This is a genomic window from Paenibacillus montaniterrae, assembly GCF_018403185.1.
GTDB classification, from domain to species: Bacteria; Bacillota; Bacilli; order Paenibacillales; family Paenibacillaceae; genus Pristimantibacillus; species Pristimantibacillus montaniterrae.
This window is the reverse complement of the sequence record NZ_BOSE01000001.1, coordinates 295,154-321,399: the sequence shown is the minus strand read 5'-3', so window position 1 is coordinate 321,399 and position 26,246 is coordinate 295,154. Positions and strand designations below refer to the sequence as shown.

At 49.7% G+C, this 26,246-nt stretch carries 24 protein-coding genes and 1 riboswitch; of the genes, 3 read left to right on the top strand and 21 right to left on the bottom strand.

Features of this window, described 5'->3' with window-relative positions:
- Positions 1-52: 52 nt before the first annotated feature.
- The 12 genes from KJS52_RS01580 to KJS52_RS01525 form a co-directional block, all read right to left on the bottom strand.
- A complete protein-coding gene (locus tag KJS52_RS01580) occupies positions 53-1,255 on the bottom strand; it encodes a DUF3900 domain-containing protein (RefSeq protein WP_213512886.1) in 1,203 nt (400 codons plus the stop codon).
- Complete coding sequence (locus tag KJS52_RS01575) at positions 1,255-1,533, bottom strand: DUF1294 domain-containing protein (protein WP_246563032.1); 279 nt, start codon at positions 1,531-1,533, stop codon at positions 1,255-1,257. The genes KJS52_RS01580 and KJS52_RS01575 overlap by 1 nt, the downstream gene beginning before the upstream one ends.
- Positions 1,534-1,836: 303 nt before the next feature.
- Positions 1,837-3,807: a stalk domain-containing protein gene (locus KJS52_RS01570; protein WP_213512885.1), complete on the bottom strand. Its 1,971-nt coding sequence runs from the start codon at positions 3,805-3,807 to the stop codon at positions 1,837-1,839.
- A gap of 109 nt (positions 3,808-3,916) precedes the next feature.
- On the bottom strand, positions 3,917-5,026 hold the full coding sequence (gene cobD, locus KJS52_RS01565) for a threonine-phosphate decarboxylase CobD (protein ID WP_213512884.1): 1,110 nt from the start codon (positions 5,024-5,026) through the stop codon (positions 3,917-3,919).
- Positions 5,027-5,110: 84 nt separating this feature from the next.
- A complete protein-coding gene (gene cobS, locus KJS52_RS01560; protein WP_213512883.1) occupies positions 5,111-5,962 on the bottom strand; it encodes an adenosylcobinamide-GDP ribazoletransferase in 852 nt (283 codons plus the stop codon).
- Positions 5,935-6,924, bottom strand: coding sequence for an adenosylcobinamide-phosphate synthase CbiB (cbiB, locus tag KJS52_RS01555; protein ID WP_213512882.1), 990 nt, complete (start codon positions 6,922-6,924; stop codon positions 5,935-5,937). The genes cobS and cbiB overlap by 28 nt, the downstream gene beginning before the upstream one ends.
- The gene (gene cobU / locus KJS52_RS01550; RefSeq protein WP_306433560.1) at positions 6,921-7,508 is read right to left on the bottom strand and encodes a bifunctional adenosylcobinamide kinase/adenosylcobinamide-phosphate guanylyltransferase; all 588 of its coding nucleotides are present in this window, start codon (positions 7,506-7,508) and stop codon (positions 6,921-6,923) included. Before cobU ends, cbiB begins: the two co-directional genes overlap by 4 nt.
- Before the next feature lie 51 nt (positions 7,509-7,559).
- A complete protein-coding gene (gene cobT, locus KJS52_RS01545) occupies positions 7,560-8,639 on the bottom strand; it encodes a nicotinate-nucleotide--dimethylbenzimidazole phosphoribosyltransferase (protein ID WP_213512881.1) in 1,080 nt (359 codons plus the stop codon).
- A 2-nt stretch (positions 8,640-8,641) separates the two neighbouring features.
- Complete coding sequence (locus KJS52_RS01540; protein WP_213512880.1) at positions 8,642-9,430, bottom strand: ABC transporter ATP-binding protein; 789 nt, start codon at positions 9,428-9,430, stop codon at positions 8,642-8,644.
- On the bottom strand, positions 9,427-10,470 hold the full coding sequence (locus KJS52_RS01535) for a FecCD family ABC transporter permease (RefSeq protein WP_213512879.1): 1,044 nt from the start codon (positions 10,468-10,470) through the stop codon (positions 9,427-9,429). Before KJS52_RS01535 ends, KJS52_RS01540 begins: the two co-directional genes overlap by 4 nt.
- Before the next feature lie 3 nt (positions 10,471-10,473).
- Complete coding sequence (locus KJS52_RS01530; protein ID WP_246563029.1) at positions 10,474-11,484, bottom strand: ABC transporter substrate-binding protein; 1,011 nt, start codon at positions 11,482-11,484, stop codon at positions 10,474-10,476.
- Between the two features lie 192 nt (positions 11,485-11,676).
- A riboswitch (cobalamin riboswitch) is annotated at positions 11,677-11,904 on the bottom strand.
- Positions 11,905-11,971: 67 nt separating this feature from the next.
- Complete coding sequence (locus KJS52_RS01525; protein ID WP_213512877.1) at positions 11,972-13,198, bottom strand: acyltransferase; 1,227 nt, start codon at positions 13,196-13,198, stop codon at positions 11,972-11,974.
- 120 nt (positions 13,199-13,318) lie between these two features.
- Between KJS52_RS01525 and KJS52_RS01520 the strand changes: the two genes are divergently transcribed.
- The gene (locus KJS52_RS01520) at positions 13,319-13,756 is read left to right on the top strand and encodes a hypothetical protein (protein WP_213512876.1); all 438 of its coding nucleotides are present in this window, start codon (positions 13,319-13,321) and stop codon (positions 13,754-13,756) included.
- A 58-nt stretch (positions 13,757-13,814) separates the two neighbouring features.
- Here KJS52_RS01520 and KJS52_RS01515 read toward each other — a convergent pair whose 3' ends face one another.
- The 6 genes from KJS52_RS01515 to KJS52_RS01490 all read right to left on the bottom strand — a co-directional run bounded on the left by KJS52_RS01515 (position 13,815) and on the right by KJS52_RS01490 (position 19,941).
- Positions 13,815-14,687 (bottom strand): SDR family oxidoreductase, encoded by an 873-nt coding sequence (locus KJS52_RS01515; protein WP_213512875.1) that lies wholly within the window; start codon positions 14,685-14,687, stop codon positions 13,815-13,817.
- Positions 14,688-14,855: 168 nt separating this feature from the next.
- Positions 14,856-16,055, bottom strand: a complete 1,200-nt coding sequence (locus KJS52_RS01510) for a polysaccharide deacetylase family protein (protein ID WP_213512874.1) — start codon at positions 16,053-16,055, stop codon at positions 14,856-14,858.
- A 326-nt stretch (positions 16,056-16,381) separates the two neighbouring features.
- The gene (locus tag KJS52_RS01505) at positions 16,382-17,626 is read right to left on the bottom strand and encodes a sensor histidine kinase (protein ID WP_213512873.1); all 1,245 of its coding nucleotides are present in this window, start codon (positions 17,624-17,626) and stop codon (positions 16,382-16,384) included.
- Positions 17,619-18,338, bottom strand: a complete 720-nt coding sequence (locus KJS52_RS01500; RefSeq protein WP_213512872.1) for a response regulator transcription factor — start codon at positions 18,336-18,338, stop codon at positions 17,619-17,621. Before KJS52_RS01500 ends, KJS52_RS01505 begins: the two co-directional genes overlap by 8 nt.
- Positions 18,339-18,524: 186 nt before the next feature.
- Positions 18,525-18,980 (bottom strand): carboxymuconolactone decarboxylase family protein, encoded by a 456-nt coding sequence (locus KJS52_RS01495; protein WP_213512871.1) that lies wholly within the window; start codon positions 18,978-18,980, stop codon positions 18,525-18,527.
- Between the two features lie 88 nt (positions 18,981-19,068).
- A complete protein-coding gene (locus tag KJS52_RS01490) occupies positions 19,069-19,941 on the bottom strand; it encodes an RNA polymerase sigma-70 factor (RefSeq protein WP_213512870.1) in 873 nt (290 codons plus the stop codon).
- A gap of 180 nt (positions 19,942-20,121) precedes the next feature.
- Here KJS52_RS01490 and KJS52_RS01485 point away from each other — a divergent pair, with 180 nt between their 5' ends.
- Positions 20,122-20,739 (top strand): hypothetical protein, encoded by a 618-nt coding sequence (locus KJS52_RS01485; RefSeq protein WP_213512869.1) that lies wholly within the window; start codon positions 20,122-20,124, stop codon positions 20,737-20,739.
- A gap of 160 nt (positions 20,740-20,899) precedes the next feature.
- Here KJS52_RS01485 and KJS52_RS01480 read toward each other — a convergent pair whose 3' ends face one another.
- A complete protein-coding gene (locus KJS52_RS01480) occupies positions 20,900-22,198 on the bottom strand; it encodes an alpha-glucosidase/alpha-galactosidase (protein WP_213512868.1) in 1,299 nt (432 codons plus the stop codon).
- 144 nt (positions 22,199-22,342) lie between these two features.
- Between KJS52_RS01480 and KJS52_RS01475 the strand changes: the two genes are divergently transcribed.
- Positions 22,343-23,224: an AraC family transcriptional regulator gene (locus KJS52_RS01475; protein ID WP_213512867.1), complete on the top strand. Its 882-nt coding sequence runs from the start codon at positions 22,343-22,345 to the stop codon at positions 23,222-23,224.
- Here the strand turns inward: KJS52_RS01475 and KJS52_RS01470 are convergent.
- Together KJS52_RS01470 and KJS52_RS01465 are read right to left on the bottom strand one after the other, a co-directional pair.
- Entirely contained in the window at positions 23,193-23,870 is a 678-nt protein-coding gene (locus KJS52_RS01470) for a sulfite exporter TauE/SafE family protein (RefSeq protein WP_213512866.1), read from the bottom strand. The genes KJS52_RS01475 and KJS52_RS01470 overlap by 32 nt on opposite strands.
- Positions 23,860-26,127: a heavy metal translocating P-type ATPase gene (locus KJS52_RS01465; protein WP_213512865.1), complete on the bottom strand. Its 2,268-nt coding sequence runs from the start codon at positions 26,125-26,127 to the stop codon at positions 23,860-23,862. Before KJS52_RS01465 ends, KJS52_RS01470 begins: the two co-directional genes overlap by 11 nt.
- Positions 26,128-26,246: the final 119 nt, after the last annotated feature.

Here is a 26,246-nt window from a genome sequence, read left to right as displayed (position 1 = left end):
GTTCCTCATCGCTGGTGAATTATTCATTCGTTATGCACGTCCAAAAGAGATGCTACCATGGCGGAGCATCATCATCTCCACCCTGCTCAGCTGCATTTTGCGTATAAGCGCTGCGATCATGGCCTGCAGCAGCAGAACCGCTTTCGTATATACGATCATGGTCATGCTCCGCTGCAGCAGCTGCTTCAGCAGCAGTCCCGATAATCGGTATAATATCCTCCAGCTCCGGCGGTGCAAGCAGCTCGATCGGGGACATCCCTTTTTCGAATTGAATGCCGTCTCCCTCAATAACGACTACATACTTTCCGTTATGCTTGGCGAGATGGACGGTGCCGCCGAAATCAGACAGCAGCCCTTTTACGGTGACATTTCCGAGCTTAAAGCTCATTGTCAAATCTTCCTTTTGCTGAATCAGGCTGGCATTTGCTTCGATCACCTGCTCCGGACTCCACCACTCCTGCAGCTCGCGCTTTTCGCTGGCAGCCCAAAGCTCGACAGCCTGCTCCTCCTGCGCCCGTTCGACGCTTTCCGTATCCTGCCATTTCGTATCAATAAATTGATGCACCATTTCCACTACCTGCTCGCTCATCACTTCAGGAATCGGCTTCTCGTAGCTGACATATTTGAGAAAATCCTCAAAATAACGAGCATGCGAGGCTTGATGAATTTTCAGCTCCCAGCGCTCCAACAATCCATCCTGCTCCATATGCGGATACTGAATGCTTTTAATGCTGCGCGCGCTAATCGCCATTTCCACTTCGGAAATCAACTGGCGCTCGTCGGCAATGCGCGCGATTTTAGGCTCAAAATCACATTTTAATATAAACAAAAACGGCTCGTCAAAAAATGTATTAAGTGTAGACAGTGCGACAATAAAAGCACCGCCGCGCACTGCGGAGGTGTCCATATAAATGCGGATCAGCTCATCGCTCAAGCTATGAAAGCGTTCCTTCGAGTCAGCCTCGCGGATGCGCTGAAACAAATTATAATTGGGATTGCTGCCAAGCTCATAGCCAGGCTCAACGATAAACATGCCAACTTTGGTTGGCGGATTGGGCGCGTTCGGATGGCGCTCCGCTTTGCGCTTCACAATTTTAATAAATTCCTCGTCTAAAAATTGCTTGAGCGCACTATCCTCATATTCATCGCCGTCCATCGTCTGATAATGCTTAAAAGCTTTAAAGCTGCCTGAAGTGCCTTTTTCAGATTCCGATTGAATGACGAAAAAGGATAAAAATTGCATGCGCAAATCCATTACATTAGCACTCCTACGATTAAAATAACGATTGCAATATGTACAGCAATCATAATCGGCAAGCCGATTTTAAAGCTGCGATGCTGTGTTTTGTGACGGTGCGCCTGCATGCCAAGATATGCGCCTGTCGCTCCGCCCAGCGCGCTGAACAGAAAAAAATGCCGCTCTGGAATACGCGGCTGATTCTTTTTGGCTGCAGCCTTATCCTTGCCCATTAGCCAGTATAAGTACACATTAAGAAATAGCACATAACCAGCGACCCACATTAACGTTTCCAACTCAATTTCCTCCTAATCCGTTTACGACACTATCAATCTAAATCGCGCCTGTCACCTATTTAATATAAGAGGATGTTCAAAAAGCCCAACTTTGATGACGATGTAGTCACAAGTCGCTTTTTCGGCGTCCTGAAAACCGTGCTTTTTGAACTCTCACTATAAGGTAAATATATTTTACTACAAGCTTCGGTCAAAGAGTAGTCCAGTTGTGCAGGTTGACAGCAGGCCTGACATGCAAAAAAGCCGGCAGGCGCCAGCTTTCTGCAATATTTCTATCGGTTCTTTTATTTTGTTTGTTTACGACTAGTCCAGCCAAGCTGCTCGTTTATCCAATGGGTACAGTACAAGCATAATCGGCAGTGAGGAGCCGGCAGGCGGCATAAACTGAAGGGTGAGCTGCTTATCATCCGGCTTGGTAGTGGCAAGCGTGACAAAGCCTTCAAATGCATTCAGCATGCCTGAGGAGGGCACGCGTACGAATTGTTCGTTCACCTTGAATGCGCCTTTGAATGAGCCGCCTCGCGCCATAAGCAGAATCGCCATTCTGCCGGGCTTATGAATCGTAATATTGTAGACAGCTCCGTAGTTGCCGTACAATGGTGCAACGCTGTCCCGCTGCGGATCAAAGCCTTGAATAAACGGATCGCTGCTGCCATCCGCGATCATCAGCCGTTGAACCCGCTTCCTGCCTTGCTTGCTCGGATACACATCCCATACAATTTCGGAGCGATTAAAGCTGCCTCGCACATGCCCATTGTAAGAAAGCTTGGGCAAATCAAGCAGCTCGCTGACAGGCCCGGTAGCGATTGCGTCTAACGGAGCATTGTCATGCAGGTAGGCGTGATCCGCTTGATTTACTGTTTCTGTTTCTGCTTCTGTTTGCCCTGCTGGATCAGCGCCCATTTGCCCCATAACCGAGCGATCTGAGCTCGATTTTTCATCCTCATCCATACGATCCTCAATCGCGACAAAGGAGATAAGCAGCTCGCCAGATGCCTCTACATCATAAATGGCATTCACGCCATACTTTGGCGCTAAAGCTGGAAAGTGCCGATAAACGGCGGTCTCGCCAGGCGCGATCGTCAGCAGTTCGTCGCCAGAATTGCCACTCGCTCGATCACTCTCCACATCGCTAGATTCATCGCTTAAAAAGTCAATTGCCGCTTCGCTGCCAACGATCATTGCGAACTGCGATGGTTGTGACGCACCCTGCCGCGTCGTTTTGAGCGTCACAGGATGTTCCGTATCGTTCGTCGCGAGAATCGCCAATGTAACTCCGCGGTCCATCTCATTAACATGGTTGGCATACAGTCTCGCTTTTCCTTCAATATGGTCCTGGTACAGAATACCAGCCTCTTTTATATTTTCAGGACTGTCGCTGACAAGCAGCTTGCGCGCTTCAACAGAGCGTACCTTTTTGCTTGCTTCCGGCAGCGTCAGCAGCTGATCGTTAAATCGCTGATCGTTTGCTTCAATGTAGCTGCCCGGCTTGCCGCTATATACGCCATACTCAAACGCTGAAAACATAAATTGCTCGGTCACGGTGATCTTTTTCGTATAAGGCTCGCTGCGATTGCCGTTTTGATCAATCGCTACCAGCGTCACCTCATGCTCACCGGCGGTAAAGAAGGCATCTTCCCTGCCAGTCCATGACAGTGACACAGCATCCGCATCGGGATCATAACTCAAATTGGTATATGTAATCGTTTCTCCAATCGCATAAGCCTGCTTGTCTACGGCGAATTTGGCAACAGGCTTGGCGTTGGCTGGTTTTTGCGCCAGGCTTGAATGCTCGTAGCGAACGACGATCTTACTCTCCTGCGGCACATACAGATAATCTGCTCCAAGCTGCTCGCTAAGCCAGGCAAGCTGCACCATAATGCGATCATTTTGTACAATGGCGATATGCTGACTCTCCAGCTGGCTGCCATTGACCGTAACAAGACCTTTGCCGGGATCAAACTGGAAAGAGCGTTGCTGATCTGCAAGTCGCGCTGTTTTCGACGCTGCATCGTAGCTGACGCTCAGCTCAAAGAAATTTCCAAGAAATTTGACCGGCAAATACACGTTGTCGTCAATAACTGCTGCAGGCGGGTCGAGATCAATACGTTCGCCATTGCGATAGGCTTCTGCTTCAGTTAAATGATAGACGAGCTCATCTGTTATAGGCGCAGCTGCTTCCGCTTTTGCTTGCGGCTGCAAGGGCAGCAGCAAGATCAGTGCTGTAATGATGCCGCCAGCACTAACTGCAAAGATTTTCATCCATTGCTTCATATGACATGATCTCCTTGCTAACCTCCAATTTTAACCATGGTTTAAAATAGTGTTGACTAATACTGCCTGACTCATTCTCCCACCACCCATATAAAAATATTTATTCGTATTAAATTTCGTTGGCTGCCTCCACTTGCTGCTGCGCCAATACATGCTTCAGCTCCTGCAGCAGCCTTTCATTGCTGGCGCGCTCCTTGATTGCCAGACGAATATATGAAGCATCCAGGCCGCGAAATTTGCCTGCATCGCGAATCAGGATGCCGCGCTGCCCCATTAGCTGCTGCAACTGCCCGCTAGTCAGCTTGCATTCCATCGGCAGCCTTGCCAGCATATAGTTCGTTACTGACGGATATACTTGCAGTTTAAGCTGCCGCAGCTGAGCCGACAACCAGGCATTTTCCTCTGCCAGCCACCGCTTTGTTTGCTCGGCAAAGCTATCCTGCTGCAGCGCAGCCACTCCAAGCTGCTGCGCCAAGGAATTGACGCTCCAGGGCACCTGCAGCTGCTTTAAGGCGGTAATATGCTTTGCTGCTGCAAGCATATAGCCAAGCCGGATGCCAGGCATCGAGTAAAACTTCGTCATCGAGCGAATGACAAACAGCTTTTCATAACGCGGCAGCTTGCTAATTGCCGTAAGCCGCTCCTCCTCGAGATGAAAATCTAGAAATGCTTCATCCACAACAACATAGATGCCAGAGTCCAGCAAATAGTCGAGCTGCTCACTTGGCATAAGCGCTCCAGTCGGGTTGTTGGGATAGCCCAGCATCACAAGCTGCGGCCGCTCCTTTTCGATTAAATGCTGAAGCTGAACCATTGTCGGATTAAACTGCTGCTGCTCCTCTGTTGCAATGTAGACACATTCACATTTTGCCTTGGCAATTGCCTGCTCATATTCAACGAACGAAGGCAAAAATACTGCTGCTTTCACGGGATTGATATAGCGTACAACGAGGTCAATCAGCTCTGCAGCGCCATTACCGGCAATAATCGAGGCAGGCTCAACCTGATGCCTGTGTGCAATCGCTTCCAGCAAATCTCGTTGCGCCGGGTCAGGATACGCGGCAATAAACTGCCAATATTGTTCAATAATCGCCTGAAATGCAGGCGGTGGTCCAAGCGGATTCATGTTTGAGCTGTAATCGAGCAGCTCCTCTTCCTTTCTGCCGTAAAGCTCAGCAGCCGAACGCAAATCACCGCCATGCCCATAGCGCTCAAGCATCTTCAACTCACTCCTTTATCGCCTTACTGCTAATTTTGTGCACAAAAAATGTGCCGGGCTTCCCCCCGCACATTTAACTAGTTTCTAGCCATGCAAGACTCGATAAATAAAAATAACGACCAGCATAATATTCAGTGCCTCTACAACTTCATTCATAGCGCCATATGTATCGCCGGTCAAGCCGCCCAGCTTTCGCTTCAGCCATTTGGCGATCAACCAGCCAACTATTGCGGTACAGATCGGAATAAGCAAAGAAAGCCATACATAGTACAAATTGCCGCCCGTCGTAATTACATACAGCATAAGTGCAATCAAGTAAATGAATAAAGCAATTGCGGTCATGCTACTCACATATTGAAGCTTAATGCCATTAAATAATTCCGCCAAACCGCCAGCTCGCGCAGGCTTCCAGCTGGAAATGCTGATCACCATCCACCAACGGCTCCACATCATCGCCGCTGTAATCGCCAGCAGCAGCCAGGATATGCTCAAGCCATTTGCTGCTTGCTGCTCGAACAAAAAGTACAATCCGGCAAATTTAAGCAGCATGATGAAAACTGCCGCCAGCACACCAAATGAGCCAACCCGGCTATCCTTCATAATGTCGAGCATTTGCTCTCTGCTTCGTCCACTGAATACGCCGTCTGCGGTATCCATTAAGCCGTCCAGATGCAAGCCACCTGTTGCTGCAATCCATAAGCCAAGCACAAGCACCGCAGAGATAACCGGAGGGGCGATCAAGCTTAACAAAGCTGCCGCGCCGCTTATGAGCAATCCGAGTATGACGCCAACAATCGGGAAAAAAATAACACTGCGATGCAAGGTTTTCTTGTCAAATGGTACCTCCATCGGTATCGGAATACGGGTTAGAAATTGAAAGGCCGCAACACATGCGTATACGTATTGCTTTACTTGATCACGCTCGATGTCAGCCATGCCAGCATCACTCCCAACCATATCAAAATAGAAACACTATAAAGTATTATAACACTTTTTTTAATATGCTTGGCAGTCAGCTTTTCACGCTCCCAGCCCATCACTGCCCTAGTTTCCCATTTTCCGAAATAACGATTGCGACCACCCAATTGCACACCTAGCGTGCCGGCGACGGCCGCTTCCGGTATGCCGCTGTTGGGACTCGGATGCTTGGAGGCAAATCTGGCGATTGCTGCTGCCGCTTGCCTGGCGCTGCAAAACGGCAAAACAAAGGCAACTGCAACAATAAGCCAGCCTGTCACACGAGCTGGGATATAATTCAACACATCATCCAGTCGCGCCGCGCATTTGCCGAAATACTCATAGCGCTCATTGCGGTAGCCAACCATAGAGTCGAGCGTATTAGCCGCGCGATAACCCATCGCCATAGGCGCTCCGCCGATTAAAGCCCAAAACAACGGGGAAATAAAGGCGTCCACTATATTTTCCGAAACCGTCTCTACCGCTGCTCTCGTAATTTCCGGCTCTCCCATAACCTCCTGATCGCGACTGACAATATAGCCGATATAGGTTCGAGCTTGAGCAAGGTCTCCTTCAAGCAGCGGATAGTAAACAAGCATTGCCGCATCCTTTAGCCCTTTTACAGCAATTGTCGTAGAAATAAACCATGTGCTGACCGCATAGCCGAGCCATGGATGCAGCCAGTCGCTAAAGCAGACGATTGCCAGCATAAGCGCTCCGCTCAGCAGCAATACGGCTGCCGTAAGCAGCGCGCCTCTTGCCAGCAAACTGCGCTCGCTGTATGTACGGCTCTTATTATAAAGTCGAGCTTCAAGCGCTTTAGTAAGACGCCCGATATAGATAACGGGATGGGTCGGGTATTTCGGATCGCCAATTATCCAATCGATTACGATAGCTGCCGCGATCATTAAACATATTTCCTGCAAGCTGTAGAGAATCATTGCTCCTCCCAGCGATAAGCGATTCGTTTTAGATCGACAGGAATGCCCGCCGTCACTAAAAACACCTGCTCGCAATGCTCGGCAATCGCTTGGTTCAAGCGACCTGCTTCGTCGCGATAGCTGCGGCTTAAAGCATCTGCCGGCACGATTCCGTCACCAAGCTCATTGCTGACGATAATGAGCGGATATGGATAGTTCCGAACCTGCTCGGCAAGCGCTAGTACGACCGCATGCAGCTTGCTGCTGCCTTGATGCTCAACATCCAGCATGAAAAACCAATTGCTCAGCCAAAGCGTCAGGCAATCTACGAGCACCACCGTCTGCTCCATGTCAGTCTGCTGTCCGGTGGCGAGCTTGTGCAGCGCTTCAGACAAATGCAACGGCTCCTCAAGCGTTTGCCAGCTAAACCCGGATTGTGCTCGTTCCGCTTGATGCTTCGCTATTCGATCAGCCATCTCTTGATCAAGCGCTTCCGAGGTTGCGATATAAATGCCGCGTTTATAGCGATGCGCTGCAAGCTGCTCGGCAAAGCGGCTCTTGCCGCTGCGTGCTCCACCCGTAATTAAAACTGCCACGACGTCCATCCCTTTCTGTACTTGTAAATGTTGCAAGCAGCAGCTTTAAACGATAGGCTGCTATTGATCGGCATGCTTGCCATCGACGCCGGCACTGGCGAAGGTAGCCATCTCCTGCATCAGCTTTAAAGCCGCATCGATAAAGTGAAAGCATAGTACCGCGCCAGTTCCTTCTCCAACTCGCAAATCAAGCTGAATGCATGGGGCCAGCCCCAGAGCAGCGAGCGCATGTACGTGACCTTGCTCTTGCGATTGATGAGAGGCAATGATATAAGGCTTGCAGCTTGGCGCAAGCGCTGCTGCGATCAAAGCAGCAGCGGTGGAAATATAGCCATCGATCACGACCGGGCAGTGCAGCTTGGCAGCTGCAATAATAACCCCGACAAGCCCGGCGATTTCCAGACCGCCCAGCTTGCCCAGCACATCAAGCGGATCATCCACTCGCGGTGCATTGACCGCAATAGCCCGCTTAATGACGGCTGCCTTATGCTCCAGCATCGTATCGCTAATCCCTGTACCGCGCCCGGCAGCCTGCTGCGCTGAAATGCCTGTCATAACTGATACAATAGCTGCACTGGCTGTCGTATTGCCGATCCCCATTTCTCCCGTAGCAAACATGCGGCTGCCTTGAGCAAAAAGCGATTCAACGACCTCGATGCCAACAGCAATCGCTTGTACCGCCTGCATGCGCGACATTGCTGCGCCTTTGGCCATATTATGCGTGCCATGCATAATTTTGCGGCTAATAAGCCGTTCATGCTCCAGCTCGGCAGCAACACCGACGTCAACACAGGCAACATTGGCGCCTGCGGCTCTGGCAAGTACATTGACCGCAGCGCCGCCCTGCAGGAAATTGTACACCATTTGCGGCGTTACCGACTGGGGAAACGCACTTATCCCTTCCTCGCATACGCCATGATCGCCAGCCATAATGACCACCGTGCGCTGCGATAGATCAGGCCACAGCCTTCCCGTTATACCGGCAAGCTGGGCTGCTACTGCCTCCAGCTTGCCAAGACTGCCCGGAGGCTTGGTCAATTGATCGCTGTGAGCTTGCGCCACCTGCGCCAGCTTCGCGTCTGGCAGCTCGATTTGGCCAATATATTCGAGCAATCGAGTTTCCGTCCATTGTTCATTCATCATCAATTCTCCTTATCCAGATCAAGCCGCAATAAAAGCTGCGGCACATTTTGCTGCGGATGGTTGACCATTAATGCTTCAACCTCGTACAGACTGGCGATATGCTCTGGTATTAACACTTGCTCCGCAGTACCGGCAGCTATAATAGAGCCGCCCCGCAAGGCAAGAAGCTGATCGCAATACAGCGCTGCAATGTTAAGGTCGTGCATGACGGCAATGACGAGCAGCTGCTGCTTGCGCTGCCACTGCTTGACCAGCTCCATAATCATTTGCTGATAGCCGATGTCGAGATAGGTAGTCGGCTCATCCAGCAACAGGATATCGGGCTGCTGGACAAATACTTTGGCCAGCGCTGCGCGCTGCCGCTCGCCGCCGCTCAGTTGCTCAAGCGTACGGTTCGCCAAATGTGTCAGCCCCGTCGCTTCAATAGCCTCATCAATGAGCGCCGTTGCATCAGCTCTTTCCGAGCCGAGCCAATTTTGATAAGGAAACCGTCCCATTGCCACAACTTCCTTGACCGTAAAGCCCAGCGTCGGCAAGCCCCCCTGCTGCAGCACCGCTATACGCTGCGCAAGCTGTCTGCGCGGAAGCTCGCCAATTGGTCTCTGCTCGAGCAGCACTTGACCAGAGCTTGGCTTGCGAACGCCGGCAATTAACTGCAGCAGCGTTGACTTGCCCGCGCCATTCGGCCCGATAATGCCATAAATCGCATTACCGGCAAAGGTGTAGTCTAATCGATCGACTATGCTGCGCGCTCCATATTGAAAGGTTAGCTGCTGTAATTGAATCATAACGATCCTACCCCGCCTTCCTGCCGATTGCGCTTCACCAGCAAATAAGTAAAGATCGGCGCGCCAATAAGAGCGGTTACTACGCCAAGCGGCAGCTCCTTCGGACTAAGCGCAAGTCTGGCAACGGTATCAGCCGCAATCATATAGATTGCTCCGCCAAACGCTGACAGCGGCACGAGCAGACGATAATCCGGCCCTACAATTAAGCGCAGCAGATGCGGCACAACGAGCCCGACAAAGCCGATGACTCCGGAAACCGAAACGGCTGCCGCAGTCAGCAGCGTGCAGACAATTAATACGATCAGCTTGCTGCGCTCTACCTCTACGCCGAGATAAGCCGCTTCCCGCTCGCCCAGCGCCAACAGGTTAAGCACGCGGCCATAAAAGATTAAAATCGGCAGCGCGACAAGAACGAACGGCACCAGCAAATAAACATGCTCCCAGCTTTTCATCGCAATCGAGCCCATAATCCAAAACAAAATTTCATTTACAACGCCTTCAGACATAGAAACCATTAATGAGACAAACGAGCCAAGGAAGGATTGAATAATGACACCAGCGAGCACTAATGTCTGAATTTGCATCGAGCCCTTATAATGCGCCAGCCCAATAACACCAAGCAGCGTAATGATCCCTGTTGCGAATGCAACAATCGGAATCGTCCACAGGCCTAGCAGCAGCTGATAGCCCATCAAAATAATAAAAGCAGCGCCCACAGAGCTGCCGGACGCTACGCCAAGTGTATACGGGTCTGCGAGCGGGTTGCGCAGCACGCCTTGAAAGCCAACGCCAGCCAGCGCAAGGCAGGCGCCTACCAGTGCGCCAAGCAGCACGCGCGACAAGCGAATTTGCAATACAATCGCCACCTGCCCCGTACTGTATTGAGAGGCCGCTCCTTCATTAAACGGCAGGCTTAGCCATAAAATATGCCATACATCGCCAAACGACAAGCCAGACGAGCCGAGAGAAAGCGCCGTTACAATCGTTAATAAAAGAAGGAGCATCGCTGCTCCTCCATACATTAGCATCAATCTGTTCATCTCTTACTGAAACAGCTCAGGGTGAATTGCTGCAGCGATATCCTGCAAGCCCTCTACCAATCTTGGGCCTACGCGAACAAGCGGATCATTGGCTACCATGACCAGTCTGTCATTTTTCACTGCATCAATCGCATCCCAGCCAGGACGACTCATAATCCCGGCCAAAATTGAGCTTTGCTCCTCTCCAAAATCAGGATAAATAATTACTTCTGGATTTTGCTCGACAACCGCTTCGCTGTCCACCTCATACCAGCCCGGCTGACCAGCTGCAATATTAATACCGCCGGCAGTTGTTACAAGATCATCCAGGAAGGTACCGCTGCCAACTGTATAGCCTGGAGAAAACTCTAGATATGCTTTGCGCTTTTCGACACCTTCCAGCTTAGTAACAATATCCTGCTTCACCTGCTTCATGTTATCGATCACGTCTTGCGCTTCAGCCTTCGTATTTAATAATACTGCGACTTGCTCAATATGAGCAACTGTATCATCGTAAGTAAGCGGATCGGAAGCATAAACAGTAAGTCCAAGCTCGCGCAGCTTCGTGATCGCTTCTCCGTTCATCGAGGAGCTTGCCAGTACCAAATCCGGCTCCAAAGCAGTGACTGCCTCAATATTCGTCGTCATATCGCCAACCTTTGCAATCGAAGCCACTTGCTCAGGATAGTTGCTGTAGTCATCAACTCCAACTACGCGCTCGCCGCCGCCAACTGCAAAGGCAATTTCCGTTTCACTTGGCACTAGCGTAACAATCGCTTCCGGCTGCTGCTCAAGCATAACCTCCGTGCCTGTAGCATCAGTTACCGTTAGTGGATAGGTCGTAGCAGCTGCACTTGAATCAGCATCTCCCTCTGCTTGCTCGTTGCCTTGATTAGTAGCCTGTCCATTCGTTTCGCCTTGCTGGGCAGCATTGTTCCCACCGCTGCTGCTGTTATTGGTGTTGCCAGTTGCATTGCCGCATGCTGCCAATGTCAGCATCATCGCAGCCAGCATCACAACTACAAGTTGTTTCATCCATTGCTTGCTTGAAAGTTTCATTTTCTTTTCTCTTCCCCTTATCCTTTTATCTTATAACCATGCTTGCCAGTTTGCTTGAGCGTCGAGCAAACAAACAGACAAAAAAAGCGCCTGCCAATGTTGGAGACGCGACAAAGAATCATGCCGTTCATGATCCTGCTTCCAACACCTCCTAAATCCACGTAGGATATGTTTGCATAAGCCCAGGCAGGTCTCCTGACTTCGATGATCAGCGCTGCCGTCTTCCCGGTAAATTGCTTTTACCAGTGACGCTTGGCAGCACCTTGATGCTTTCGCATCCATCGTTACAGTGGCGGGTCCGTGCTGGAATTGCACCAGCTTCCCTTTTCATCTATGCCATGCATGCTGACGCTTGCCAGCTTGTCCACGCATAGAACCTAAGCTCCACAATATGCAGTTGTACAGTAATACTATACACATTTCAAGATTGGCTGTCTATATAAGTCCTGTTCCTTGCTCCATGTCATGCACTCTCTTCTTCTCTCACCTTATGACCTATCGTCGCTGCACTCTCTGCCCGAGATCCTGCAGGCTCTGATGCGGCAGACGCCGTTCCCCGCTCAGCAGAACGCATATTGCTCGGAAGCCGGCCAAACAGAACCGATGTCCACCCTCCCGTACGGCTGATGCCATAGACGAGCAAGCTTGAGATTCCGATAGCACACACTAACCCTCCCGCATACCAAGCGAGCTGAATCCATGAGTGATCTGACATAGCAGGAAACTTCCGATATACAAACAGCACAAGCGGATGCACGAGATAAATCCCAAACGAATAAGCACCAAGCCAGCGAAGCCCTTTTAGCAGCGGGTTATGGACGCCGCTAAGCCACAGGGCTGACTGTACGATCACTAGCGCGGTAGCCAAAGTGTGGACATTCCAGAACGCATCAAGCAGCAGCGGATGATAATCTACTCCATGCAGACGTTCCTGATAACGGAACGCTGCATGTGTTGCTCCGGCTCCAATCCATACGATCCAAAGCGCACCCCAGCCGAGCCTTTGCAGCCAGGGACGGGACGCATGCCGTGCACGCATAAGCCACTGTTTAACGCTGTCAAAGTAAATTCCCAGCCATGCGCCGAGGAAATAGTATGACAGAAATGATAGCGACCAGCTGTTGCGATACGTTACATCCCACCACGCATCATTGCCTGTGTAGAACAGCCACTGCAGCGTTATGCCGATCAGCGGGCTCCATGCCGCAGCCCACCGATAGCGCCTTAGCAAGACGAGCACGAGCGGAAAGAGCAGATAGAACTGACAATTGATGAAAATGAAATACAAATGGGTATATGCTTTGCCAATCAGCAGTTTAGGCCAAAACTCCTGAAACATAACGGCAAGCTCCCATTCCCGCCCCTTGTCCGCCCACGATAAAGTGAAGAACAACACTGAAAACAACAAATACGGCAGTAAAATGTACGTTAATCTATTCCGATAAAACCGGATAAAAAGCTCTTTGCCAAGCGGACGACGGAAATAGTTATAAAACAGCACAAAACTGCTGAGAAAAATAAACGTAGTAGTGCCAAACTTTGAAAAAATGTTTATAAAGTTATACAGAGCAAAAAAACGGTCTTCTCGCAAATAAACCGTGGCAAAAGAGGTGGCATGCACCAGCATGACCCCCATAATGGCCAGGCCGCGAACTAAATCAAGCTCATCCATTTTCGCGGGTTTCTCCATGATGTCTCCTCAGCTATATTGATTATGAAATACGTATTGTAGTACGGAAGAATATCGAACATGCTGCTGCTCATATACCAGTAAGAAGAGAACTTGTGAAAGAGGAGGCATGCACACCCTATGGACAGACGACGCTCGTCCCTGCTGCTCATCCTGCTCGCTTTGCTGCTGGCAGCTGCCTGCCTGATCGTAATGCTGACTTCCCGCTCCTCCCTGCAAAGCCTGGAGCTGCCGAGCAGTATTGAAACAGAGCATTATACAATAGAACTAAGCTCTCCAAGCAAAACGCATCAAGCGCTGGCATACAGTGAATTCGAGCTGAACATAACCGGCAGCGACGAACAGCAGATTGAGCTGCTCAAGCCCGTCATTACGCTGGAAATGCTGCATATGGACTGCGGCACAGTGTCTGCCGAGCTATTGTCCAGCTCCACTACGCGCTACAGCGCACAAGCTGCTCCATTAATGAAAGGCGTCTGGGTTGCAACAGCTACCTTTCAGCTTGCCAATACCGACAGCGATACGATTACATTGCATTATCAGTTTGAAGTAATATAATCGCTTAGCGAGATTGAATTTTAGCAGCTTGCACTTCTGTTAACAACCCGGCATTCAGCTAACGCGTTCCGCGATCAATCATCCACTCGAACCATTTCCAGGGCAGCAGCGCCTTGCCCAATATAGCAATGCGTGCGCCGCGGCCGAGCAGATAGCGTAGCTTGGGAGCGCGTGATTCGACCAGCATGCCGATCGTATCTGCAACCTGCTGCGGATCAGGTGCAGCCTCTGCCGTTTTACGCGAATAGCGTACAATCGCATTAAGCCGTTCCGCATAGGGCGAATGAGCCGAGCTCGTTAATTGCGCCAGCCCCTTGTCCCAAATCGGCGTGCGATACGCCCCTGGCTCCACCAGCACCACCTTCACACCGAACGGAGCCAGCTCATGCCGCAAACTTTCACTGAAGCCTTCAACGGCAAATTTGGAGGAGGCATACGGTGCATAGCCAGGAAAACCGACTCTGCCGCTAACGCTGCTAATGTTTATGATCATGCCGCTGCGCTGGGTTCTCATAATCGGAATGACGCTTTTGCTCACCGCGATTAGCCCGAAAAAATTCGTTTCCATCTGCTGCCGCCACTCTTCCATCGGCACTTCCTCCACGAAGCCGCCCATTGCAAAGCCCGCATTGTTAACTAGTACATCAATTTGCCGGTGCACGCGAACAATTTCAGCCACAACCTGTTTAATTGCTGCATGATCCGTAACATCCAGCTGGTGAAGCTCAATCCGACTCATTAATCCTTCGCGCTCGGCACGCTGCTGCAGCTCAATCGCAGCCTCCAAATTGCGCATTGTAGCGATTACACGAAACCGCTTTCGCGCAAGCTCCAGCACTGTCAGCATGCCAAAGCCGCTCGACGTGCCTGTTACGAGGGCAACACGCTCCGGTGCTGCTGCACCCGCTTGCTCATTCGGTAATGGTGACATAGCAAAACTCCCTTCCCACCATGCTTGTTCGTTCCTATACCATTACATATTAAAAGTGAAGAACAACGATTACACAAAAAAAGAGCTGTCAGATTGTCTGTTTTCACTGACTTTCTGGACAGCCCTGGTAAGATTCTTTAGGTTTTAATGATGATCGTAATGCTTATGCTATTGCGCTAAGGTAACGGTTTTGGTAGCTGAATCCCAGCCTATAAACAGACCAAGCGCATTGCTTACCTCACGCAGCGGATAAAGCGCAGGCTGATCTCCTTTTGCTTCAATAATTTTGCTGAATGATACAAGCTTGCCATTCAACAGCATTGCATTGTCATTCAATTCAACAGGCTCAGGCTTAAGTCCTGCAAGCAGCTCTTCGGCTGTTTTGTCGGAGCGTCCGCCATTGATGCGGAAACCAAGCGCATCCTCAGACGTATTAATTCCCGGCTTTACGGTAAAGGATGTTTTAATATCCAGTTCGTCAAGAATACCAAGCAGACGTTCATTATAGGCGCCATACGGGAAGGCAATTGCACGAATCGTATTGCCCAGCTCCTCCTCCAGGCGCTGCTCTGCCTTGCTCAAATCTTCTGTTACACGCGCAATATACTCCTCGTCTGTCTCAACTCTTTTCTCGTCAGGCAAATAAAGATTGCTGATCGCAGCTGGCTGCTCGATTCCTTCAGCATTCACAGCACCATAAACATGCATATCGAACGTATGATTATGGAAAGCTATATTATGCTCCTTCATTTCGCGCATCTGATCCCAGGAAAGCTTTTTGATGCCAGGGATAGATGGATCGTCAACGCCCGATACGATAACAAAGTTGACCGCTGGATAGTTGAATTCCTTCAGTGCAGGATAAGCATAGGTATAGAAGTTTTCATAGCCATCATCAAATGTAATTAGCACCGCGTTATCCGGTACTTCGCCGCCTTCATGAATAAACGCAACATACTGCTCCATGCTGATCGGATTAAAGCCTTCATCCTTTAGCCACTGCAAATGATCTCTGAATTGCTCAGGAGCAATAATGCTTCCATCGGTAGGGTCCTCCATAACAGCGTGGTACATCAGCACCCCGACTTTATTCGTATAATAAACGCCCTCTGCTAGCTCCTCGCTGCCAGCTTCTACATCGCCTTCTTCAGGAGTTTCAAAGGTCGCGCCAAGCGTATCGGTAATAAATGATGCCGGGATGTACATCGCATCGTCCTTTTGTACGAGTCCCGAATTCTCAATCTTCTCGCCATTGAGCGTAATGGAAGGTGCAGCCGATTTAGAACCTAAATCGGTCGAACAAGCCATAATTAGAGAAAGCATAGTAATTAGTGTCAATAATTTCAGTACATAATGTTGTGATTTCAAATATAACGCCTCCATACTTGTGTTGTTTACCCGTTCATTATATCGGCAAAAGCTTAATAATAGAGTATTCTAATTCTTAACAAACTCTTAAAAATTTTAATAGACTTTCTTTCTAATCTCTCATCATTATACTAGAGGGCAGGCAGATTGCGACTGGTAATAGAAGTCAGCCTGCAATCTATTAAGCTAGCAAATTTTGCAGCGAGCTAGCAAATTTCAGCAACGGTCATGCCAAAAAAGCTAGCTTCATAGCCTTTGCATCTGCACGCTAAAAAGATGGCTTCGATTCGTACAGAAGCCATCCTTCGCAGCTCTTGCAAAATCACCTATTGCGTCGTTTTCTGCTTATGTTCATGCAGCAGTGGCAGGCTCAGTATAAAAGCGGTTCGCTGCGTGTCGCTTTCCGCTCGGATCGTGCCTCGATGCTTCTCAATAATGCTTCGGGAAATTGCCAGACCAAGCCCTGTGCCGCCCGTTTCCAATGAACGCGACTTATCGATCCGATAAAACCGATCAAAGATAAACGGCAGGTCGCTCGCCGGAATCGGATTTCCGTAATTGGCAATCGATACAACGGCATGCTCTTTTTCCTGCTGCAGCGTTACATCGATATATTTCCCTTCCTTGCCATATTGCATCGCATTTTGAATAATGTTGGCGAAGGCCCGCACCAGCAGCTCTCCGTCTGCAGAAATGAACACCCGATGCTGCTCCAGCGTCAAACGTCCCGTAATGCCCGCTTCATGCATAATCGGCACATATTCATCCATCAGCTGCTGCAAAAAGTCATCTAGCGCCATCAGCTTGCTGTCGAGCGGCATACCGTTGTTCATGCGCGTATATTCAAACAAATCATCAATGAGCAATTTAAGACGCTCGGCTTTGCTATAAGCAATGTCGACATAATGCCTCAACTCTACCTCATCGCGATAGCGATCTTGCTTGATAACCCCCAAAAACCCGAGTATCGATGTTAATGGCGTTCGCAAATCATGAGAAACACCTGTTATGAGGTCATTTTTACTTTGCTCTGCCTTCCTTTCCTCCTGCATCAAGTGATTCAGTTGGCGGGCCATTTGGTTAATGCTGTCGGCTACCTCGCCCAGCTTATGATTTTCTTTGACCGGGATGGAATGCTGCAGCTGTCCTTCGGCAATCAGCTTTAAGCCTTGAATCATTTCGTCCAGATATCGATTCAAATCTGCCGCCAAATCATGCACATAGCGCGAGGTGGCTTCAATCTCATCATAAGATTGGACGAGCACATCGGGCTGAAAGTTGCCTTCTCCGATCTGTTTTAACGCTTCCTGCACGCGCAGCAAATTGCGAATAACCGGGCGGCTTAGCAAAATATAGCTAATTATAAATAAAGGAACGCCAACCAAAATGAGAATACGGATAGATCCAAGATTGTTAATTCCCCATTTGATCAAAACGCTGAATGGCTCCGTTTCGATGAGAAATGTTGCCAGAGAATGCATGACGAACAATATAATAGCGGTAATGGCTGCGCTCAGCAGCATAGCAAGCAGCAGCTTCCAGCGGATCGACACTACCCAGAGCCTATTCATTGGCGTTCACCTGTCCGTGGTTTTCCAGCTTGTAGCCAATTCCCCACACTGTTTTAATAAAATATGGCTTTTGCGGATCATCCTCCAGCTTTTCCCTCAGCTTGCGAATGTGAACCATCACCGTATTTTTCGACTCCATAAATGGCTCCTGCCACACATGCTCATAAATTTGATCCATACTAAGCACCTTTCCGGCATGATTGGCAAGCAGCAGCAAAATCGCAAATTCGCGCGGAGTCAGCTTGACGATCTTATCATCAAGCGTCACAACATGGGATGCGCTGTTGATCACCAGATTATCAATCCGAATTTCATGGTCATTCGCTTTTCTGACCGAATGAAATTGGTTGACGCGCCGCAGCTGCGCCTTAATTCTGGCGATCAGCTCCAACGGGCTGAACGGCTTGGTTACATAATCATCTGCTCCAACGCTCAATCCAGAAATTTTGTCCATGTCCTGGCTCTTCGCCGACAGCATAATGATCGGGATATGATTTTTTTCTCTAATTTTCATACAAGCCTCAATCCCGTCCATCGAAGGCATCATCACATCGAGCACAATCAGATCCACCTGATGCTTTTCCAGCAGCTCCAGCGCCTCGATGCCATTGCCAGCCTTAAGCATCGTATAGTTTTCATTCTTAAAATAAATTTCCATAAGCTTAATAATTTCGTATTCATCATCCACCATCAATATTGTGGCGACACTCATTGCAAATTACCCCGTTTCTTCACTAATAGTAATAGTGTATATTTTTTGCGACTGTCTGGCAAATCCTGTACGCTTTTGCAGCGCTGCACCAGCAATTTCGCCTTGTTAAATCAAGCAAGCATCGACTTCGATTACATAGCAAAGCCTTGGCTGAGCTGTTCAGCCAAGGCTTTGCATTGCCTAACATTAAGCAGACGGATGCTGCAAGACAGGCATTTTTCTTGTTGCAATCGCGATCCGATTCCACGCATTAATTGTTACGATCGCCATTATAATTTCTGCGGTTGCAGCCTCGTCAAAATGGCTGCGCACTTCCTCATACACCTCATCCGGCACATGCCCTTCTGTAACGAGTGTTACCGCCTCAGTCAATGCCAGTACAGCTCGTTCGCTTGGCGTAAAGAACGGCGTTTCTCGCCATGCGTTTAAAGCATAAATGCGCTGCTCGGTCTCCCCATACTTGCGGGCGTCCTTTGTATGCATGTCAATGCAGAATGCACAGCCATTTACTTGCGAAGCGCGAATTTTAATTAATTCCTTCAGCCTTGGATCGAGGCTAGAGTTAGCCACGCTCTTCTCCAAACCAGCCATCGCGGCATAGCCTTGCGGATTTACCTTCTCCATTAAAAATCTTGTTTTCATAGTATTGCCTCCTCAATGATTTTTCAGCTTACATGGATATAACAAGATACATTCCGCTTTTGTGACAGCTCTACCTTGAATTAATCATTTATAGTTGGATATGCGCGAGCTTTTCTGGATTAGACAGCATAAAAACACGGTTAATGCGCTGCTGCTGATCCCAGCCAAAGCAAACAACGAGCACCGGCTTATTTTCCCGAACAAGCAGCATGCCGATACGGCCATTGGCTTGAATGGCACGCAAATGACCTGCAAAATATCCTTTTGGCGCAATTCCTTGCAGCAGCGCCTCGATTCGCTGCTGACCGATAATAGGACGCAGCGCAGCGCGAACAATTCCACCGCCATCCATAACGAGTACGGCATCCTCCGCCAGCATTTGAATAAAGCGGTCGAAGCTGCCTGTTTGCGAGGCTTGTACAAAAATTTGAGCCAGCTCATTCTCTTGAGCACGATCGATTGAAGCACTGGGCAACTCAGACTGCAGCTTTTTTTGCGCGCGACTATAAATTTTACGGCAATTTGCTACTGATTTATGCACCGTTTCAGCAATTTCTTCATAGCTGTAGCCCAGCACTTCGCGCAGGACATATACGGCTCTTTCTACTGCGCTTAACCGCTCTAGCAGCACGAGAATCGCATAAGACAGCGTCTCCTGCTTTACAATCAGCTCCAGCGGATTGTCTTCGGAAGAAGTGATCTGAGGCTCCGGCAGCCAAGGTCCGACATAAACCTCTCTTCTTTTATGAGCGGCCTTCAGCAGGTTAATGCAGCGATTCGTTACCGCTCGCGCCAAATATGCCTTTATATTTTCTATATGCTTGATGTCATGCTGCTGCAATTCCAGAAATAGCTGCTGCACAATATCCTCCGCATCAACAATAGCTCCAAGCATTTGATAGGCAATCGAGATTAGATAAGCAGAATATTCTCTATACAGCTCTTCCAAATCTATATGCATATGTGCTACTCCTCTCTCCATCCATTTATTTAAAATACATAGCCGTGTTCATAAAGTCAAAGCTGTCTCAGTACGCAATCACGATAGCTGCCTGCTACCACCGACCATCGTGCTTTCCCCTCCCCCACCCTTCCCTTTTCTTGCGGAAATGGTAAAATGATAGGAGGGAAGGGGGCAATTATGACGACAGACGTGAATGAAAACAAGGATAAAAAACGGGAAGAGGAAACGAAAAAGCTGATTGCAGCGCTTTATTCCCGTTCTTTACAAATGCTGCAGGCGGAATTTGACCATTACGAGATCAAGGGACAAATTATTAATCATTCCAGCTTTGGTCCTTTGTTCGCCTATCAACTGCAGGAAAATAACAGTGAAAACAAATATGCATGCGGCTTTTTTATTAATGAGCTGCTTGAAAAGCATAAGGATGCTGCGAGGGCACAGCAATGGCTCGCTTCCTTCTTTATCGATATGCTCGATGAGCAAGTAAGCAAGCCGCTGCCGAAGCCGCCTCAATCCCAGGATGAAAGCAAAAAGCTGATCGACGAGCACGTTATCCCTCACTGCATCCAATCGGTTCGTGCAGAATTCGCTTTGGAGAAGGTTTATGTTAATCTTGCCATGCATGAAAAAGCGGGACCCGTGCTGGAAGCAGGCTTTCCTGCGATTAAAGAAGGCAATAATGTATGCGCAATGCCGATTCCGTATTTACTGACGCTTTATTTATTAAATCGCGATCCGGCAGAGCCGCTAGTGAATGGGCTATACAACATTCGTGAGCAGCATGGACTCGCCTAGCGGGACAAGCTGTTAAAAGCAGGCGCGCGATTGGGCAGGCTGCTAGTTGCAATAGCAGCTCCAGCCTCAACATCATGATCAAAAAAACGCAAGCTTCAGCAACGCTCTGGATTAACCAGGCTGCTAAAGCTTGCGTTTTTATTCGTCATTTTGCAGTTAGTTATTGATACTTCGGCAGCCAGCTTCCGTGCGCTTCAATTAAATCGTCGCACAGCGCCACAATATCATCCATCGACAGCTCCGCTGCGGTATGCGGATCGAGCAGCGCTGCGTGATAAATATGCTCCTTTTTCAGCGTCATTGCCGCTTCAATAGTTAGCAGCTGCGTATTAATGTTCGTACGGTTCAACGCTGCCAGCTGCGGTGGCAAGTCGCCTACATAGGTTGGGTGAATGCCGTTCGCATCAACGAGACATGGCACCTCGACACAGGCTTCCTTCGGCAAATTTGTAATTAATCCACTGTTCATCACGTTGCCGCCAATTTTAAATGGCGCATCATTTTCGATTGCATCAAAAATATAGGAAGCGTATTCATGAGTACGCGCATGCTCCAGGCTGGCGGATGCCATTATTTCATCGCGCTTGCGCTGCCAATCCTCAATTTGCGCGACGCAGCGGCGAGGGTACTCATCAAGCGGAATGTTAAAGCGATCGATCAGCTCCGGATAGGCGGATTTAATAAAGTATGGATGGTATTCCGCATTATGCTCGCTCGATTCCGTCACATAGTAGCCAAACTTGTCCATCAGCTCGAAGCGCACCATATCATAATGCTTTTCCTGCTGCTTCTCCTTCGCCAGCCGTTTGATCGTTGGATATAAATCCTCGCCATCCTTCGTAATTTCCAGCAGCCATGCCATATGATTGATCCCAGCAATTTTGGATTTAACGCCTTTATTTTCAATGCCCAGATGGTTTAGCAAATCTTTTACGCATACTTGAACGCTATGGCAAAGCCCTACCGTATTGACGCCGCCATACGTATTCATAACATTCGTAAGCACAGCCATCGGATTGGTATAGTTGAGGAACAGCGCATCCGGGCAAACCTCTTGAATATCTTTAGCGAACTCGAGCATAACAGGAATCGTTCGCAAATTGCGAAAAATACCGCCAATTCCTACCGTATCCGCAATCGTTTGACGCAGGCCGTATTTTTTCGGCACTTCAAAATCGGTTATCGTACAAGGATCGTAGCCGCCAACCTGAATTGCATTAACAATATATTTTGCCCCTCGCAGCGCCTGCTTGCGATCGGAATAAGCAACAATTTGGCAGCTGCTTCCAACCGTTTGCTTGACACTATTAAGAATAAGCTCAGACTCCTTTAACCGTATCGGATCAATATCATATAATGCGAGCTCGAAGTGTTGCAGCGATGGAACAAGCATGCAGTCACCCAGTACATTTTTTGCAAATATTGTGCTGCCTGCACCTAGAAAAGTGATTTTGGACATTCGTCATCTCTCCTTCTTCAATCCTTGAAATGCTTGAATTCATTAAGACCGAACACTTATAATATACCTGCTGCCTATTCGTTCGCCTATAGATTTTTCCATCCAAGTTCATGGACAAATGTTGCAATTTGAAGGAGAGTCATCATGACTGAAAAATTAGAGCAGTTCGCCTTTCACCCTTCCTTTGACCCGCAGGTGGATGAGCTGTTATTTGCAGGACAATCGCAAACGGATCCGCTGCATTATATGGGACCGCTCATTCATGCTCATTACATTGTGCATTATGTCATTTCCGGCAAGGGCAGTGTGACAATGCGAGGCGCAACCTATCAGCTCGCCGCAGGAGACAGCTTTTTTATTTTTCCTGAGGAATCTGTTCGCTATGAGGCGAATCAGCATGAGCCTTGGCGCTACTGCTGGATCGGCTTTAAGGGCAATCGCTTTAAGCATTTGTTGCAGGCCAGTCGCATTACACCCGAGCAGCCGATTGTACGCAGCATTCCACAGGAGGATGTCATCGATCACTATCAAGCGGTGCGGGATCAGCTGGCAAAGGGCAGCCTTCCAGCTTCAATGCTGGCTGTTGGCTATTTTCAGCTCATTCTGGCCCGCTACAGCGCGGAGCGAGAGCTGCAGCAGCCTCGCAGAACGTACAAAACTCCCGCACAGCTGGCAATTGACGAGGTGATCGCCTATATTGACTTTAATTATCCGCTGCCTATTACGATTGCTGAGCTGGCGGATCGGGCAGGTTATCATCGCAGCCATCTTACGAAGCTTTTTAAGCAGATGCATGGCATGTCGCCGCTTGCCTACCTGATTAAAGTAAGACTGGAGCAAGCGCAGCTGCTGCTGGCCCAGCACATTCCTGTACATCAAGCGGCGCAAGCAGTCGGCTTTCATGACGCCTTATATTTCTCCAAATTGTTCAAGCGCCATGTCGGGATGACGCCATCCCATTATCAAGCGGCGTATGGGCATCAGACACTTGATGTTACCATAACCAATGATGAAGTGAAGGAATAAGCCCATTGGCAGCCAGCCCTCTCATAATCGACAGCAGTCCAATCAAGATCGCTGCAGCATTGCCCAGCTTATACATGAGTCTTCGCCAGCGCTTGGAGGCAATCGCGGAGATGCTTGCCGTCAGTGCCAGCGCCGGCAGTGTGCCGAGCGAGAAGACAAGCATTGTAAGACCGCCCGCATACCAGGAGCCGGTAGCAGCCGCCTGCATGCCCATCGCATAGGTTAAGCCGCACGGAATAAAGCCGAAGGCGATGCCCGTCATAAGCAAATAAAAGCGGTCTCCGCCACGAAAATATTTAACGACCTTAATTAATCGCGCATGTAAATGAGCCGATACATGCTCCATATGCGGAATTTGAATTTTTCTCCACACCCATAGCAGCAGCAGGCAGCCGCCGACAATCGAGGCGGTGCCCTTCATCCCGCTCCACGCCGCGGCGACATCGACAAAGCTGCCAACGAGACCAAGCGCAATGCCAAACACCGTATAGGAGCAGCCGCGGCCGATATGATACAGCAAATTGCTGAGCAAGGCCGAGCGCTTCGACTGCAGCGTTACAGCAGTTATAATTCCGCCGCACATGCCCATGCAATGCGCCGCACTCATCAAGCCGGTCGTAAACACGAGCAAAAGGCTACTGAGCATCGTTCATGCTCACCTCCACCTTGTTCAAGCGAACATGCAGCAGCAATGCATTCATAACGACGCAAAGCGAGCTTAGCGACATCGCAATGCCAGCCATCCACGGCTTCAGCATGCCTAATGCGGCAAACGGCAGCATCAGGCAATTGTACACGAGCGCGAAGCCAAGATTTTGCTTAATATTTGCTACCGTCAGCTTGCTCATCGCAATAGACAGCGGAATGCTTGTCAGCTGCGAGTAAAGCAACGTCATATGCCCGGCATGCAGCGCGGCCTCGGTGCTGTTGCTCATCGCAATCCCGACAGGTGCGCTTGCCAAAGCAGGCGCATCATTCCAGCCATCGCCAACCATCGCCACCACCTTCTTGCCTGCAAGCTTCTGCTTGACTAGCTCCAGCTTTTGCTGCGGCAGCAAATCCGCATGCATGCTGGCAATTCCAACCTGCCGTCCAACCCGATTAGCAGTACCAACATGATCGCCTGTAGCCATACTGACTGCAATGTTCATGCGCTGCAAAGCCGATATGGCAGGAGCACTAGAGCTTTTAATGCGATCATGCAGGCTGACCAGACCGATGCAGCGATCATCCATATATATGTAAACGAGCGTTTCACCTTGCTGCTTGCGCTGCTCAGCGAGCAGCTGCACATATGGCGGCAGCAGCTTGTGCTCGGCCATCAGCATTCGGTCATTGCCAACAATAAAGCGATGCCTGCCAATGGTGCCGATTACGCCATAGCCCAATCTATGCTCGGCATGCTCTACCGCATGCGCTTCTACGGCCAGCTCCTCGCTATAGCTGCGAATCGCTTGGGCAATCGGATGCTGCGCATATTGCTCCAGCGCGGCTGCATAGGCGATCATTTTCTGCTTGGCGACGAAGAAGCTGTGCACGAAGCTGACGCTTAGCTTTCCTTCCGTCAACGTGCCTGTTTTGTCAAACATAATTTCATCCACATGATGCAAGCGCTCGATCACCGCGGCATCCTTGACGATTACGCCATGCTTGACCAAGCGGCTGCTTGTAATCGCAAGCGAGATTGGCGCAGCAAGGCCAAGCGCACATGGACATGCAACGAGCATAACCGCCAAAGCGCTAAGCACGGCATGCGAGCGTTCTCCACCCAGCAGCAGCCAGGCTGCTCCGGTAGCAAGTGCCAATAGGACAATGAGCGGCACAAACCAGCGAACGACTGCATCCACTTGACGCTGGATGCTCGTCTTGGAGCGCTGCCCCTGCTTGACCAGCTCGCGAATCCGATTAAGCATCGTTTCCTTGCCCGCTGCTGTTGTCTCGATTAACAGCGTGCCTTGCGTCAAATGAGTGCCAGCCCATACACGATCGCCTTTCGTCTTGTAAATAAACTGCTGCTCGCCCGTTAGCAGCGCTTCATCGACATAAGCTCCGCCTTGCTTGACTACACCATCGACGCCGATCAGCTCCCCTTCATGCTGATGGACAAGGTCGCCAGCCTTGACAAATTCAACGCGCAGCGGAAAGCGAATACCGTCTCGCTCAACCAGCACCTCCTGAATATTGAGCTCGGCAAACGGCTCATGCTGCTCCTGCAAGCGCAGCGATGCGGTCAGCTCAATATATTTGCCTAGCAGCACTACCGTAATGACAACCGCCGATGTCTCAAAATATAAGCGCGGCTGATCAAAGCTCCCATAGCGCAGCAAACCGTCGAGCCCATTGGCAAACACCTCATAATGGCTATATAAGTAAGCGGCCGTCGTCCCGATCACAACGAGTACGTCCATATTGGCCAGCTTCTCGCGAACCGCATGATAGGCGCTAATATAGAACGGGATGCCGACAAAAAATTGCACGCATGTCGCCAAAATCAACTGCAGCCACGGCGCAAATATCCATTGCGGCAAAAGTGACAGCAGCGGATGGAGCAGCGGAATATGCTCAGCCATCGAGCATAGCAGCGGCACTGTAAATGCAATAGCCCACAGCAGCCGTTTGCGAAGCTGACGCTTCTCCTGCTTCATATCCTCCAGCGTTGAAGAGTAAGGATGGGCTTTAAACCCTAGCGCATTAATTTTGGCAATGATGCTGGCAATGTCCAGCTTGCTTGCTTCTCCCTTAATCCAGGCAGTGCGCATCGGATAGCTGACCGCCACATGCTCGACCTGCTCCAGCTTCGACAGGCTCCGTTCAATTCTTGTCGCGCATGCGGAACAGCTCATGCCCAGCACGGACAGCACGAGCTCATCATCATTCTCAGCATCTTGCTTCTGCTTCTGCATCATCGCTCCCCCTCTCAACCGATTGATAACCTACCTTATCTCTTTACCTATATGCTTTGTCCATCACTTCCATGCTTGCACGTTTGGCGGACTGTGAAAAGATCGCTTCCTCGGATGAT

Excerpts from the sequence above, each read along its gene's own strand:
- KJS52_RS01505 (WP_213512873.1), bottom strand. The coding sequence starts at position 17,626 with ATGAATAGGCTCTGGGTAGTGTCGATCCGCTGGAAGCTGCTGCTTGCT.
- cobT (WP_213512881.1), bottom strand. The coding sequence starts at position 8,639 with ATGAATGAACAATGGACGGAAACTCGATTGCTCGAATATATTGGCCAA.
- KJS52_RS01570 (WP_213512885.1), bottom strand. The coding sequence starts at position 3,807 with ATGAAGCAATGGATGAAAATCTTTGCAGTTAGTGCTGGCGGCATCATT.
- KJS52_RS01495 (WP_213512871.1), bottom strand. The coding sequence starts at position 18,980 with ATGAAAACAAGATTTTTAATGGAGAAGGTAAATCCGCAAGGCTATGCC.
- KJS52_RS01475 (WP_213512867.1), top strand. The coding sequence starts at position 22,343 with ATGACTGAAAAATTAGAGCAGTTCGCCTTTCACCCTTCCTTTGACCCG.
- KJS52_RS01485 (WP_213512869.1), top strand. The coding sequence starts at position 20,122 with ATGACGACAGACGTGAATGAAAACAAGGATAAAAAACGGGAAGAGGAA.
- cobD (WP_213512884.1), bottom strand. The coding sequence starts at position 5,026 with ATGCTTGAGCGCTATGGGCATGGCGGTGATTTGCGTTCGGCTGCTGAG.
- KJS52_RS01515 (WP_213512875.1), bottom strand. The coding sequence starts at position 14,687 with ATGTCACCATTACCGAATGAGCAAGCGGGTGCAGCAGCACCGGAGCGT.
- KJS52_RS01535 (WP_213512879.1), bottom strand. The coding sequence starts at position 10,470 with ATGAACAGATTGATGCTAATGTATGGAGGAGCAGCGATGCTCCTTCTT.
- cobU (WP_306433560.1), bottom strand. The coding sequence starts at position 7,508 with ATGGACGTCGTGGCAGTTTTAATTACGGGTGGAGCACGCAGCGGCAAG.
- cbiB (WP_213512882.1), bottom strand. The coding sequence starts at position 6,924 with ATGATTCTCTACAGCTTGCAGGAAATATGTTTAATGATCGCGGCAGCT.
- KJS52_RS01580 (WP_213512886.1), bottom strand. The coding sequence starts at position 1,255 with ATGGATTTGCGCATGCAATTTTTATCCTTTTTCGTCATTCAATCGGAA.
- cobS (WP_213512883.1), bottom strand. The coding sequence starts at position 5,962 with ATGGCTGACATCGAGCGTGATCAAGTAAAGCAATACGTATACGCATGT.
- KJS52_RS01465 (WP_213512865.1), bottom strand. The coding sequence starts at position 26,127 with ATGCAGAAGCAGAAGCAAGATGCTGAGAATGATGATGAGCTCGTGCTG.
- KJS52_RS01490 (WP_213512870.1), bottom strand. The coding sequence starts at position 19,941 with ATGCATATAGATTTGGAAGAGCTGTATAGAGAATATTCTGCTTATCTA.
- KJS52_RS01525 (WP_213512877.1), bottom strand. The coding sequence starts at position 13,198 with ATGGAGAAACCCGCGAAAATGGATGAGCTTGATTTAGTTCGCGGCCTG.
- KJS52_RS01480 (WP_213512868.1), bottom strand. The coding sequence starts at position 22,198 with ATGTCCAAAATCACTTTTCTAGGTGCAGGCAGCACAATATTTGCAAAA.
- KJS52_RS01470 (WP_213512866.1), bottom strand. The coding sequence starts at position 23,870 with ATGCTCAGTAGCCTTTTGCTCGTGTTTACGACCGGCTTGATGAGTGCG.
- KJS52_RS01530 (WP_246563029.1), bottom strand. The coding sequence starts at position 11,484 with ATGAAACAACTTGTAGTTGTGATGCTGGCTGCGATGATGCTGACATTG.
- KJS52_RS01540 (WP_213512880.1), bottom strand. The coding sequence starts at position 9,430 with ATGATTCAATTACAGCAGCTAACCTTTCAATATGGAGCGCGCAGCATA.
- KJS52_RS01520 (WP_213512876.1), top strand. The coding sequence starts at position 13,319 with ATGGACAGACGACGCTCGTCCCTGCTGCTCATCCTGCTCGCTTTGCTG.
- KJS52_RS01500 (WP_213512872.1), bottom strand. The coding sequence starts at position 18,338 with ATGAGTGTCGCCACAATATTGATGGTGGATGATGAATACGAAATTATT.